The organism is Bacteroides sp. HMSC067B03, from assembly GCF_001811315.1.
GTDB lineage: Bacteria > Bacteroidota > Bacteroidia > Bacteroidales > Bacteroidaceae > Bacteroides > Bacteroides faecis.
The window spans coordinates 1-13115 of sequence record NZ_KV804417.1; the positions used below are offsets into that span (position 1 = coordinate 1).

The window sequence follows — 13115 nt, forward strand, 5'->3', positions numbered from 1 at the left end:
ATCCGTGTAATCCGTGCCTAAATATATTCTTTTCGGTATAGTATGGAGCTCAAACAGGGTTTTTCGGACTGACCCCGAATACCCCCCCCAAAAAAAAAGATAAGCAGACAACGTGAATAACAGCTAAACAATACAAACATAAAAGCGACACTTTCATGAGCAACAAATTTGCTAAATCCAGTAAAAAACAGTAACTTTATACCCATTGCAACACCCTACAATTAAATCAAAAATGAAAGCAAATACAGATACCCTGCAAAAACAGGAAGAAGAAAAATCCTTCCAATACCGCAGCTACGGAAAAGGAGAACTCGCCATGCTATATATCCCCAACGTCCAGCAACAAAGCGCAGTAGACCGCTTCAACGAATGGATCGAAGCCGCACCCGGACTAAAAGAACGCCTGCTATCCACCGGCATGAATCCCCGAAGCAGACACTACACACCCGCACAAGTACGACTGATCGTAGAGGTGCTGCAGGAACCTTGAAGATAAGTATGGGGCCGACTTTTTAGTCAGCCCCTTCAAACAGCTCCTTCTCCGGCAACCAGCACGAGCTGTCACTGACAGTGTTTCTGACCCGTTGTTCCGGTGGGACGGACGGGTCTTGGGACTCTTCGCAGGGGAGGTAACGTCCGCTGACGGGATCGTAGACAAAAGTAGCCACACCACCCGCTCCGAGGTGTTTGAACTTCACTTTTTCGACATAGACGCGTGTCACTCCGACCTCCTTGTCACGCTCCACTACCAAGCCATAATCCGCCTTGTTGAAGAAATCGGCAGACCCGTTTACGTCGTACATTTCCGGACGCGGAGTATGGTTCGTCACCGGATTGCGGTTCATCTTTCGGGGGTGCGCCACAAGAATCACCAGACAGTTATATTGCGTGGCAAACTCCGTAAACAGATTCAGAAAATTGGAAAGATACTGCGTTTCCGATTGCCCCGGCGCGGGGGTATGCTCGAAACGGTTGACCGGGTCGAAGACGAAGATGCGGCATCCCCGACGCAGGACAAGCTCACGGGCTTTGGCAAGCACCCGTTCCGGAGTGGCGCTGCCTTTGAGGGCGATGTGACAGACGTTTTCGGCAAGAAACTCTTCCGAACGGAGCAGAAGCCCTTCCGTCATGCCGCAACCGTTTTGAAAACGGTGTCCGGTCAGTTTCTCGACCAGCTTGCGGAGATGGTAGACGATAGGATTATTCTCCGGACTGAAAAACGCGATCTTCCACTGATGGCGCATACAGAGGCGCAACACCAGTTCATCCAGCCATTCCGATTTTCCGGCCCCCGGTATGCCCGTAACGATGACCAGCCGCCTACGTTCGTACGTACAAATCTTATCCATCTCCTCCCAGCCCGTCTCCGCACCGGGACCGAAGCCGTTGTCGAACAATGCCCGCAGATCTTCGTGCAGATCGGCGGCGGTGAAGATGCCTTCAAGAGGGATTTCTTCCGCCTGCTCGATGGCGATACGAAGGCTGTCGATCCCATATTTGACAAGATGTTCATTGGCATCCTTGCAGCCCGGTCCGTAGACGGCCACACGGCAACGTTCGGCACCCAGACGGTTGACCAGCTCGTCACGCAGTTTGAGCCCGGCAGAGTCGGTGTCAACGGCTATGATGATGTCTTTCAGATTCTCGAAGTGCGACTCCATGAAGCGGTCGAGCCACGAAAGGTTCGCGTTAGCTCCGGCAGGTACGGAGATCACGCTTTTGAATCCGGCGGCAAGGGAGGACGCGGCATCCAGTTCGCCTTCGTGGATGATGCAGGTGTCCTGTCCCAGCACGGAATCGATATTGTAGGGAATCAGTTCGGCTCCCTGCACCATCTTGAAATTTTTGGCACCGCTACGGAATTTGGTGTTGACGAGTTTCCCGTCCTCAAAATAGTTGAAACAGACGCACCGCTCTTTCGCTCCGGATTGCGACATGAACTCTTCCTGCTCCGTGATGCGCAGACCGGCGATGACGGACTGCGGAATACAACGCGTCTCTACCAGCCAACGCTCCGTAGCTTCGGAAAGCGTCGTTTTCGAAGCGTCGAACACCGGACGGCGGAAGTGCTGGGGAACGGCAGATGCCACACGACGTTTACGGGCAGCCTGTCGCTCGGCTTTCTCACGCTCTTCGGCATCGTCGGGGACGTAGAAGTCGGCTCCGCAATGGTAGCAATGGCAATGCCCTGTGTCGATATTGACCCGCAGCGAACGGTCACGCTTGTTGTGCCTCGTCGGGAGGCATTGCTCGCAGATGGTTTTAACGACACCGCTGGTATGTCTGCGGACATCGACATGATAATTAGCAAAATTTCTCATATTTCTTGTTTTTATTCTCCCCTTCCGAAAAGGAGATTTTAAGTTTGTATTAATAATTTTTCTATCAGTTCCCAATGCAGGCGGAAAGCTGAGCATCAATGGGCAGCGAGCTGAACACCAATGAGCAGCGAGCCGAACATGAACGAGCACCGAGCCGAACATGAACGAGCAGCGAGCCGAACATGAACGAGCACCGAGCCGAACATGAACGAGCAGCGAGCCGAACATGAACGAGCAGCGAGCCGAGCATGAACGAGCAGCGAGCCGAAAGGCAACGCTCACGTAGCCGGATGTCGGAGAAATCCGGAGCTAATTTCCCCACTTCCAATGCACTTCATCCCACACGGCAGACCTGTCCGGTCTTGGAGGCGCATCCTTCGGAATCGGATGCCCAAGATACGTCCGTTGCCCGCCAATGAGTTGTTCAAAGCGATACAGTTCTTCCTCAGCTGCTTGCCGGCAACTGCCGAGCAGCCTTTTCTTCAGCTCCTGAGCCGGACGTCCGCCCGGAGAGAGGTAATTGCCGAAATACAGTTTCACATCCCTCAAAAACAGCAAGCCATCTTCCCTGCCAAAGCGTCGGATATGCTCTTTAAAAGCAGCGATCACCTCCTCCTGCCGTTCCACGAAAAGTTTGCCCATACAGGAGTGCATAGCCATCGACTCCATGTAACTTTCCGATTCGGCCATCTGATCCACCAGCATCTCCCACGGAAGAACCGGCTGCAGGGGCAACTGTCCCCTATCCTCCGGTGGAGTAACAATCTGAAGTCCGTCAGAAGCGACGGCGGCAGAGTGCTCTTTCTCTGTCTTTTCTTCGTTACTACTGTTGTTGTCTTTGACAACAGTAGTAACTCTTCTCTCCTCTTCTCTACTCTTCTGGTTTTGATTCGGTTTTCCGCCTTTATCCATCGGTGTTTCCGGTGTGCTTTCCATGCGTTTCGGACGACCTCCTTTTTTGCCGTTTGCCACATTAATCATCCGTCTTTCTTCGAGCTTTGCCATCACCCTGTCCAGATAAGGCGAACGGAACATCTGCCGTTCTTCATCAAGCACAAAAAGGTCGAACTCACGGAGAACCCTTTGCAACACATCGGCATCCAAGTCATACATCCGCGCAAAAGCCCCCATACAAAGCGGACAACAGGATGCTTCATAATTGTCCGCTTTACGCAAATGCGTAAGAAGCATCATATAGATTCCGAGCGATTGCGCAGCGTCAAGTTCCATCATCATCCTGACAATATTGTCATTACTCAAAAAATTTACCTCTAAATTAAAATACTGATCTTTCTTCATATCTTATAATTAATTGACTGTGATTCAGGATGTCCCGAATTCGTTCTGCAAAGGTCTGAATACTTTTTTGAAAAACTACTTGCAGAACTGCAAACGATGTTTGACATTTTTCTATGAACTTTGCGGCATAATTAGTAAAAAGAAAGAAATTATGAAAGGATACGAAAGAGCGACCAAGGAAGAAATTAACGACCGGCTGCGTATTGAAGAGAACTGTCATGCACAAATAGAACGAATCATCCATTTGCGCCATCTATGTAATCTGAACCTTGAAGAGGCGGCAGATGTAACCAATCTCAGTATTTCCACCCTGAGCCGGTACGAAAACGAAGTGACCAAATGCAGCGTACAAAGTTTCATAACGATATGCTACCACTATCAGAAGTACCTCTATAAGCAGCATATCCCCTTCGACAGGAGTCTGTTTCTCATAGATATGAATACGTTTGATAACTAATAGAGAAACAGAGAGATAAAACGGACACACAAAGAATGAAGGCACAACACCGAAAAAAAGCAAAAAAGATGAAAAGTATCATATCTTTTATTACCTTTGTATGTGGCAAAAGCCCACCAAAAACAAAGAATCAAGCATGAACGACAATGAAATAGGCAATCCACCGGTAAAAGCATTAATCGTTTTCAGAGAGAATGGAGATACGGACAATCTTTTTGTCCCCATTTTATGCGATGCTATCAGGACGACGGGGATTGACGTACGATGTTCCACAAATGAGTTCTGGAACTCGGATACACCTTACGACATCATCCACTTCCAATGGCCCGAAGAGGTGACGGAAGGGAGTTGTGACGATCCGGACAGGATTTGCCGCCTGGAAGAGCGTATCGCTTTTTTCCGGTCCCGTGGGGCCCGGTTCGTGTATACGCGCCACAATGTCCGTCCGCATGATGCGGACGAGGTGACCGGCCGTGCTTATGACATCATCGAAGAACAAAGCGATGTGGTGGTGCACATGGGACGTTACAGTCGCGACGAATTTGCAGCCAGACATGCGGACAGCCGGAATGTCATCATTCCTCACCCTATTTATCAATACACGTACAAGGAGGACATCAGTATGGAACGTGCGCGCCAGTATCTTAATCTGCCGCAGGAGGCGTTTATCGTCACGTCGTTCGGAAAGTTCCGGAATCGTGAAGAGAGGCGGATGGTGACCGGAGCGTTCCGAAAATGGGATGAAGCAAAGAAGTTCCTGCTTGCTCCGCGACTGTACCCGTTTTCGAGATTCAACAGGTATGGCAGCAACTTCTTCAAGCGCTGGACATCCCGGACAGGATATTACCTGCTTATACCCTTGCTCAACCGCCTGCGCAGAATGCACACCGGAACCAGAATGCACGCCGGAGCCAGCGACGAACCTATAGACAACTGCGACCTGCCTTACTACATGGCCGCTTCGGATGTAATATTCATCCAACGAAAAGATATTCTGAACTCTGCCAGTATACCTCTCGCCTTCCTTTTTCACAAAGTGGTCATAGGTCCCAATATCGGGAATATAGGAGAAATCCTCCAGGATACGGGCAACCCCGTCTTCCACCCCGACAACAAATTTGATATCATACGAGCACTGGAAGCGGCCCGCCAACTGTCCGCCCGAAGGAAGGGGGAAGACAACTATGCATATGCCATTGAAAACATGAACAGCGGAAAAATAGGAAAAGAATATGCGGAGCTTTACAGAAACCTGCCCAATCTCTCTCTTTAAACGATCTCAAAAACAAACAACAATAGAGTAGCCATACACAGTATTTATGGAAAATAAAGAAATAAAAGTCAGTGTCGTCATACCTGTCTATAACACCGAAAAATATGTTCGGGAGGCAGTAGAAAGCATTATGAATCAGACACTGCGGGAATTGGAGATCATCATCATCAATGACGGCTCCACGGATAACAGTCTGCAAGTTGCAGAAGAACTGGCTGCGGCAGACAGTCGGATACAGGTGTATTCGCAAACCAACCGGGGATTGTCAATGGCACGCAATGCCGGCATCACGCATGCTCACGGAAGATACATCTATTTCATGGATAGTGATGATCTGTTGGAAAAAGATGCAATGGAGTTGTGCTACAGCAAATGCGAAGAAAAAGAACTGGATTTCGTTTTCTTTGATGCCCAGAGCTTTTTTGAAGAGAATATTCGCAATGCTCCCGCACTAAATTACCAACGTACCGATAAGTTAGAAGACAAGGTTTATACAGGTCCCGAAGCTATCAACATACAATTGCAGCACAAAACGTACACCCCATCCGCCTGTCTGAACGTTATCCGCACAGCTTTTCTGGAAGAACGGCAGCTCCTCTTTTATCCGGACATTGTACACGAAGATCAGCTATTCACGACCTTACTTTATCTGCAAGCCCGAAGAACAAGCTGTATCCAACGATCGTTCTTTCACCGGCGCATACGTAAAAATTCAATTATGACATGCGATTTTTCACTCCAAAATTTAAAAGGATATCTCACTGTTGCTCAAGAGATAGTCAAATTCAAGCAACAAACCTCTGAATACGAAATCAGGAATACTATTGATTTATATCTGTCGCAAATGCTGAATGCTGTCATTTGGCAAGCCCATGTGCTCCCTTACCCGTACCGGCTTCGGCTGGCGTGGCGGTGTCTGTTTAGATACAAAAAACTCATATCTATAAGAAGCATCGGAGTCTTGTTATTCAAATCCATCATTCACAAGTAGACCAGAAAAAGATCATTCAGACAATGGCAAACAATATTAAACATCAGTTATTTTCCGGAGTATTCTACACGGCACTAGCCAAATACAGCGGAATCATTATATCACTCGTCGTGGCAGGGATTCTTGCGCGGTTGCTCTCTCCGGATGACTTCGGAGTAGTGGCAATCGCTACGGTCATTATTGCATTTTTCAATCTCTTTACGGATATGGGAATATCGCCTGCTATCGTACAACATAAATCATTGACTAAAGAAGAACTGTCGGACATCTTCTCATTCACCGTATGGACAGGCATCGGAATCAGCATACTCTTTTTTGCCGCTTCCTGGCTGATCGCCGATTACTACGAAAGTGGGATCTTACGGACGTTGTGCCAGCTCCTGTCCGTCAACCTGTTCTTCGCCTCTGCCAACATCGTGCCGGGAGCCTTGTTCTACCGCAACAAAGAGTTCAAGTTCATTGCTATCCGAAGCTTTATCATCCAGATAGCCGGAGGCGCCGGAGCAATAACTGCCGCGCTTTGCGGAGCCGGTTTATATGCGCTGATCATCAATCCTATACTTTCCAGCATACTGATATTCGTTATTTCCTATCAACGCTATCCGCAACGGCTGCGTTTCACGTTAGGACTGAAAGTACTCCGAAAGATATTCTCCTATTCGGCCTATCAATTCTTGTTTAACGTGATTAACTACTTCAGCCGCAATCTGGATAAATTGCTGATTGGTAAGTATATGAGTATGTCAGCACTAGGATACTATGAAAAATCCTACCGCTTGATGATGCTCCCTCTGCAGAATATTACACAAGTCATTACACCGGTAATGCACCCCATCTTCAGCGATTTCCAGAATGACAAGGAAAAGCTGGCAACATCCTACGAACGCATTGTCCGTTTTCTGTCATTCATCGGTCTGCCACTCAGCGTACTGCTTTTCTTTACGGCAGAAGAAGTGACATTGATTATTTTTGGTGATCAATGGCTGCCTTCGGTTCCTGTATTCCGGATACTGTCACTTTCGGTCGGTATTCAGATCATACTCTCTTCTTCAGGTTCTATTTTTCAGGCAGCAGGTGATACAAGGAGCCTCTTTGTCTGCGGACTCTTTTCGTCCATACTCAATGTGACCGGAATGCTGGCAGGGATATTCTATTTCGGCACACTGACAGCTGTAGCAACATGTATCGTGATAACTTTTACTATCAATTTCGTACAATGTTATTGGATGATGTACCGAGTAACTTTTCAAAGAAACGCATGGATATTTATCAGACAACTTCTTTCTCCACTCCTTGTCAGCCTACTAATAACGGCATTCCTCACGCCTATATATTATATGATGGAAAATATGAATATTTTCGTAACACTTATTGCAAAAAGTTTCGTAAGTTTTATTATCTTTGGAACATATATGCAAGTAACACACACCTATGATATCACAGGCAAAGTGAAGACTCTTGCAAGAAATAGAAAGTTGGTACAAAAGAACAAACAATGAAAGGATTATTCCTCATATTCCATGGTTTCGAAGCATTCAACGGAATCAGTAAAAAGATACGTTATCAAGTAAAAGCCCTCAAAGAATGCGGACTAGAAATGCATACGTGTTGGCTAGACGATACGGACAACCATAAACGCCGTATGGTAGATGAATCGATAATCGCCGACTATGGTTTCGGGATCAAAGGAAAAATCCTAAAAAGAATCGAATTTGACAGTATCGTACATTATGTACAGAAAGAAAACATAGACTTTATCTATGTACGCTATGTCCATAATGCCAGCCCTTTCAGCATACGGCTGATGAAACTACTAAAAAAGACCGGAGCACGTATAGTGATGGAAATCCCGACATATCCATACGACCAAGAATATAAGGGACTCCCATTCGTATACCAACGAATCCTATTTATAGACAAATGTTTCCGACAGCATCTGGCACGCTATGTTGACAAGATCGTCACTTTTTCGGACTATGACATTATTTGGAATCGCCCCACCATCCGCATCTCAAATGGAATTGATTTCAGCGAAATCCCTTTAAGAGGTCCAAAGAATGATACCGCACATTCTCTACAACTGATTGCCGTAGCGACAATGCACCCATGGCATGGTTTCGACAGAGTTATAGCCGGCATGGCAAATTACTATCGTACACATACGGACACTCATGATTATAAAGTATATCTCAATATCGTAGGCTTCGGGGTTCCCGAACTGGTGGACAGCTATAAAAAAGATGTAGCCAAACATCAGTTAGAGAAATATATCATCTTTCATAGTGCCTTATACGGCAAAGAACTGGATGCCGTGTTCGAGCAGTCGGACATGGGAATAGGCAGTCTGGCTCGCCATCGTAGCGGTATTGACAAAATTAAGACCTTAAAAAACCGTGAATATGCAGCAAGAGGCATTCCTTTTGTTTATTCAGAAACGGATGATGACTTTGAGCATCAACCATACATACTTAAGGCAGCACCGGACGATTCGCCCCTTGACATCGAAAAAGTAATTCGCTTTTATCAATCATTGAAAACAACGCCGCTCCAAATACGGATGTCTATAGAGCAATCACTTTCATGGAAAGCCCAGATGCAAATTGTTATTAATGAAACCTTTGAATAAAACTATATCACTATGAATATACAGCCACTGATCAATGCTATCCGCTATAAATTGCGTTATGGCATTACTGTAGAATGGTACAATTTCTGGTACATGGCTCTCAGATGCCATCAGAAAATAACTCCGCAGGTAGCTTCCATTGATGAGACCATTCGGATAATCGTAGAAGACCAATGTTCCGTGAGCCGTTTCGGCGATGGTGAGATGCTGCTTACCAACCCGGACAAGGAAATAGGATTCCAAAAAGGAAATGTACTCTTGGCTCAGCGTCTCAAGGAAGTATTGACAAGCCATGAAGAAGGACATTTGGTTTGTATCTCCGATACTTTCGAAAACATTTATCGCTATAACCGCAAAGCACGCCGATTCTGGAGAACTCACTTCTTTCTGTATGGCAGTTGGTGGGACCGCTTGCTGTTGCCCGACAGGCTATACTACAATACATTCATCACCCGTCCCTACATGGACTTCGCTTCCAAAGAAGACTGCCCACGGTGGTTTCACCAGATGAAAGCTATCTGGAAAGACAGGGATGTCGTATTCATTGAAGGCGAAAAAAGCCGTTTGGGGGTAGGCAACGACCTCTTTGACAATGTAAAAAGCATCAGACGTATTCTTTGTCCGCCCCGTGACGCATTTGACCGCTACGAAGAAATACTGAATGAAGCGCAAAAACTCGAGAAAACCGCTCTCTTCCTGATTGCTTTAGGACCTACGGCTACTGTACTGGCTTACGATTTATTCAAGTCCGGTTATCAGGCAATTGACGCAGGGCACGTGGACGTAGAATATGAATGGTGGCGAATGGGAGCCAAACGGAAAGTAAAGCTGGAACGAAAATATGTAAACGAAGCCGCCAACGGAAAACAAGTGTCCGACGCCGGAGAATTTTATCGGAAACAAATCATTGCTAAAATCTATTAAATCATGAAGATAGCCTATTACCTGCCCTCACTACAGGCACCTGGCGGAATAGAACGGATAGTTACATTCAAAGCCAATTATTTTGCAGAACATTTTGAAGGATACGACATCACCATCATTACATCCGAACAAATGGGTAAAGCACCACACTTTCCATTATCCCCCAAAGTAAAGCATATCGACTTAGGAGTATCTTTCGACCTGCCCTACTCTCAATCCATAGTAAGTAAAGTGCTGAAGTATCCGTTCCGCTACTATCGGTTTAAACAACGACTATCGAATCTATTGAACGAACTGAAACCGGACATTACTATCTCAACCATGCGCCGGGAACTGAACTTTATCACTAAATTGAAAGACGGTAGCCTGAAAATCGGAGAGTTTCACGTCAGCCGCTACGCCTATGGCGCAGAAGCACTGAAACGTAAAAGCCCGATTGTCAACATGATAAAGAAAAGATGGGCAAACAGATTTGTCAAAAACCTGTCTAAACTGTCCAGAGTGATTATACTTACAAGTGAAGGAGCTAAAGACTGGCCGGAACTGACTAATATCAGCATCATCCCTAATCCTATTTCTACTCCTGTAGAAGGAAAACAAACAGATATTCTGTCACATAATGCTATTGCTGTAGGGCGATATGCGCCCCAAAAAGGATTTGATATGCTAATCCCCGCCTGGAGCATTGTCGCCCAAAGACATCCGGACTGGAAACTACATATTTATGGAGAAGGCGACCTGAAAGAGAAGTTCACCAAACTAATAGATGAACTACAACTAAATAATAATTGTCTGCTTCATCACACTGTATCGAATATAGCCGAAAAATACTGTATGAGTTCGATATTTGTCTTGTCAAGCCGATACGAAGGGCTACCTCTGGTATTGGGCGAAGCAATGGCTTATGGAATTGCTCCGGTTGCCTTTGCCTGTCCATGCGGTCCGCGGGACATGATAACGAATGGAAAAAACGGGCTCTTGGTAGAAAACGGAAACATTGAACAATTGGCCAAGCAAATTTGCTATCTGATTGAGAACGAGAATATCCGCATAGAAATGGGTAGGCAGGCAAAAATCAGGGCCAAAGATTTTACTATGGAAGCAATCTCGCAACAATGGAAAAGTTTATTTGAAGAATTGATGGAATATGCACCCCAATAAAAGAAGAAAAGAATGACTATCATCTATTTATATCGCTCACTAGCGGCTTTTGGTGGCGTAGAAAGAATCTTCATCGACAAGGCGAATTATCTGGCAGAACATTACGGATACCACGTATATATTATTACTTGGGAGCAAGGGGGACATTCCATCGTTTACCCTTTATCACCCAAAGTGACCCATATAGATTGGGGCATACTATTCTATCGCCAGTATCAATATGGGCTTTTCAAACGCATGTTCATGCAGTGGAAAATGGAAAAAGAGTTTTTTAAAAAACTCAGTAATTTCGTACATACAACTCAAGCCGACATAGTCATCGGAGCTAGTTGCGAATTCACAACTATGGCTGGTATGGATTTACTTCAAAGAAAAACGCATACCATACTGGAAACGCATAGCATGAGGACAAGTATTGAAAAAAATAATCCACCTGCCGGAAATCTATTGATGAGATGGGCATTCAAAAGAAGAGACAAGAAACTTCACCAGTATATCAAACATATGTCCGCTTTTGTAACACTGACTCACAACGATGCGAAAGACTGGTCCGACATAACACCGCAGGCAAGAATCATCCCCAATATGCTGCACCGGTATCCTGCAGAAATCAGTCCAGACAAGAAAACTCAAAAACGGATTATTACCGCAGGAAGACTGGTAGAGCAGAAAGGATATGACTTATTACTGGATGCCTGGAGTAAAGTACATCAGAAACACCCTGAGTGGATTCTTGATATATATGGAGAGGGTGAAGACAAAAACATGTTATTGGAGAAACGGAAAAATCTGGCACTGGAAAACTCCGTGTTATTTCATCCTCCCACTCCCGATATCTATCAAAAATACATGGATAGCGACTTTTATGTCATGAGTTCCCGATACGAAGGTTTTGGACTCGTTCTGGCAGAAGCAATGTCATGTGGTATACCCTGTGTCTCATTTGACTGTCCGCATGGTCCTTCGGATATCATAAAAGACCATGAAGACGGTCTACTAGTGGAGAAAGAAAATATCAAGGAACTTGCAGACAAAATCTGCTATCTGATTGAGAATGAAAATGTACGCATCAAGATGGGACACAAAGCCAGGGAAAACGTAAAACGCTTTCTGCCGGAAAATGTGATGCCACAATGGAAAAACTTATTCGAATCATTAACTTATTCTTCTAAATAACAGAACAATATATGGTAAAGTGGTATAAAACTTATCTGGAAGTATACGGGAAATCTTTTGATGAGATTTCTGACGATAGTATCCGCAAAGTCAAAAGACAACTCAAAGAACGTCAAAACGATTCTCCACTGGTATCGGTTGTACTCATTGCATACAATGAGGAACGTCATCTGATAAGTTGTATCTGGTCACTCTCCGAGAATCATTGCCATTTCCCCATTGAAATAATAGCCGTTAACAACAATTCAACGGATAAAACGGAAGAAGTATTAAAATCATTGGGAGTTACCTATTATAACGAAACGAAGAAAGGTCCGGGATACGCCCGCCAATGCGGATTGGACCATGCAAAAGGAAAATATCATATTTGTATTGATGCAGATACTTTATATCCACCGCATTACATTGAAACGCATGTAAAATATCTAATGAATCCGAAGGTTGCATGTACATTCAGTTTATGGAGTTTTATGGTTGACGAAAGACATTCCCGATTCGGACTATGGTGCTACGAAGGCCTGCGCGATATATACCTCCGCTTACAAGCCATCCAGCGTCCTGAACTCTGTGTGCGAGGTATGGCTTTCAGTTTTAATACGGAAACAGGACGTCGGTTTGGATTTCGTACAGATATTATCCGCGGAGAAGACGGTTCGTTAGCATTAGCTATGAAACCGTATGGAAAAATCGTATTTATTACAAGTCGCAAAGCACGAGTGCTTACAAGTAATGGAACCCTAAATTCTGAAGGATCACTGATTGATAATATATGGATACGGGTAATCAAAGCACTGAAAGAAATCACCGGACTCTTTATCAAAAAAACGGCATACAAAGATAAAGACTCTAATCTCATCAAATAAGGTCTCATCAAAATCATTATGGAT

The 13115-nt window shown here is 45.2% G+C and carries 12 protein-coding genes; 10 read left to right on the plus strand and 2 right to left on the minus strand.

Annotated features, from left to right (window positions below):
- The first annotated feature begins 232 nt into the window (after positions 1–232).
- Positions 233–490, plus strand: a complete 258-nt coding sequence (locus tag HMPREF2794_RS20940; protein ID WP_008765886.1) for a DUF4248 domain-containing protein — start codon at positions 233–235, stop codon at positions 488–490.
- A 22-nt stretch (positions 491–512) separates the two neighbouring features.
- Here the strand turns inward: HMPREF2794_RS20940 and HMPREF2794_RS20945 are convergent, their stop codons facing one another.
- Both HMPREF2794_RS20945 and HMPREF2794_RS20950 read right to left on the minus strand, forming a co-directional pair.
- Complete coding sequence (locus HMPREF2794_RS20945; protein WP_070752570.1) at positions 513–2321, minus strand: bifunctional DNA primase/helicase; 1809 nt, start codon at positions 2319–2321, stop codon at positions 513–515.
- Between the two features lie 309 nt (positions 2322–2630).
- Entirely contained in the window at positions 2631–3620 is a 990-nt protein-coding gene (locus HMPREF2794_RS20950) for a DUF4373 domain-containing protein (protein WP_070752573.1), read from the minus strand.
- 151 nt (positions 3621–3771) lie between these two features.
- On the opposite strand from HMPREF2794_RS20950, the gene HMPREF2794_RS20955 reads away from it, so the two are divergent.
- From HMPREF2794_RS20955 to HMPREF2794_RS20995, 9 genes are all read left to right on the plus strand, one after another.
- Positions 3772–4077, plus strand: coding sequence for a helix-turn-helix domain-containing protein (locus HMPREF2794_RS20955; protein WP_224207176.1), 306 nt, complete (start codon positions 3772–3774; stop codon positions 4075–4077).
- A 136-nt stretch (positions 4078–4213) separates the two neighbouring features.
- On the plus strand, positions 4214–5350 hold the full coding sequence (locus HMPREF2794_RS20960) for a glycosyltransferase family protein (RefSeq protein ID WP_055270028.1): 1137 nt from the start codon (positions 4214–4216) through the stop codon (positions 5348–5350).
- Between the two features lie 46 nt (positions 5351–5396).
- Positions 5397–6341 carry a glycosyltransferase family 2 protein gene (locus tag HMPREF2794_RS20965; RefSeq protein WP_070752576.1) on the plus strand — a complete coding sequence of 315 codons (945 nt, stop codon included), beginning with the start codon at positions 5397–5399 and terminating at the stop codon, positions 6339–6341.
- Between the two features lie 23 nt (positions 6342–6364).
- The gene (locus HMPREF2794_RS20970; RefSeq protein ID WP_070752579.1) at positions 6365–7840 is read left to right on the plus strand and encodes a lipopolysaccharide biosynthesis protein; all 1476 of its coding nucleotides are present in this window, start codon (positions 6365–6367) and stop codon (positions 7838–7840) included.
- Positions 7837–8967 (plus strand): glycosyltransferase family protein, encoded by a 1131-nt coding sequence (locus HMPREF2794_RS20975; RefSeq protein WP_008765892.1) that lies wholly within the window; start codon positions 7837–7839, stop codon positions 8965–8967. Before HMPREF2794_RS20970 ends, HMPREF2794_RS20975 begins: the two co-directional genes overlap by 4 nt.
- 12 nt (positions 8968–8979) lie before the next feature.
- A complete protein-coding gene (locus HMPREF2794_RS20980; RefSeq protein ID WP_008763460.1) occupies positions 8980–9891 on the plus strand; it encodes an SP_1767 family glycosyltransferase in 912 nt (303 codons plus the stop codon).
- Positions 9892–9894: 3 nt separating this feature from the next.
- Positions 9895–11052, plus strand: a complete 1158-nt coding sequence (locus HMPREF2794_RS20985; protein ID WP_070752582.1) for a glycosyltransferase family 4 protein — start codon at positions 9895–9897, stop codon at positions 11050–11052.
- Between the two features lie 12 nt (positions 11053–11064).
- On the plus strand, positions 11065–12228 hold the full coding sequence (locus tag HMPREF2794_RS20990) for a glycosyltransferase family 4 protein (protein ID WP_070752585.1): 1164 nt from the start codon (positions 11065–11067) through the stop codon (positions 12226–12228).
- An 11-nt stretch (positions 12229–12239) separates the two neighbouring features.
- Positions 12240–13091: a glycosyltransferase family 2 protein gene (locus tag HMPREF2794_RS20995; protein ID WP_070752588.1), complete on the plus strand. Its 852-nt coding sequence runs from the start codon at positions 12240–12242 to the stop codon at positions 13089–13091.
- Positions 13092–13115: the final 24 nt, after the last annotated feature.

What these genes read in the sequence shown, in the direction of transcription:
- HMPREF2794_RS20940 (WP_008765886.1), top strand. Translation starts at nt 233, where the DNA reads ATGAAAGCAAATACAGATACCCTGCAAAAACAGGAAGAAGAAAAATCC.
- HMPREF2794_RS20945 (WP_070752570.1), bottom strand. Translation starts at nt 2,321, where the DNA reads ATGAGAAATTTTGCTAATTATCATGTCGATGTCCGCAGACATACCAGC.
- HMPREF2794_RS20950 (WP_070752573.1), bottom strand. Translation starts at nt 3,620, where the DNA reads ATGAAGAAAGATCAGTATTTTAATTTAGAGGTAAATTTTTTGAGTAAT.
- HMPREF2794_RS20955 (WP_224207176.1), top strand. Translation starts at nt 3,772, where the DNA reads ATGAAAGGATACGAAAGAGCGACCAAGGAAGAAATTAACGACCGGCTG.
- HMPREF2794_RS20960 (WP_055270028.1), top strand. Translation starts at nt 4,214, where the DNA reads ATGAACGACAATGAAATAGGCAATCCACCGGTAAAAGCATTAATCGTT.
- HMPREF2794_RS20965 (WP_070752576.1), top strand. Translation starts at nt 5,397, where the DNA reads ATGGAAAATAAAGAAATAAAAGTCAGTGTCGTCATACCTGTCTATAAC.
- HMPREF2794_RS20970 (WP_070752579.1), top strand. Translation starts at nt 6,365, where the DNA reads ATGGCAAACAATATTAAACATCAGTTATTTTCCGGAGTATTCTACACG.
- HMPREF2794_RS20975 (WP_008765892.1), top strand. Translation starts at nt 7,837, where the DNA reads ATGAAAGGATTATTCCTCATATTCCATGGTTTCGAAGCATTCAACGGA.
- HMPREF2794_RS20980 (WP_008763460.1), top strand. Translation starts at nt 8,980, where the DNA reads ATGAATATACAGCCACTGATCAATGCTATCCGCTATAAATTGCGTTAT.
- HMPREF2794_RS20985 (WP_070752582.1), top strand. Translation starts at nt 9,895, where the DNA reads ATGAAGATAGCCTATTACCTGCCCTCACTACAGGCACCTGGCGGAATA.
- HMPREF2794_RS20990 (WP_070752585.1), top strand. Translation starts at nt 11,065, where the DNA reads ATGACTATCATCTATTTATATCGCTCACTAGCGGCTTTTGGTGGCGTA.
- HMPREF2794_RS20995 (WP_070752588.1), top strand. Translation starts at nt 12,240, where the DNA reads ATGGTAAAGTGGTATAAAACTTATCTGGAAGTATACGGGAAATCTTTT.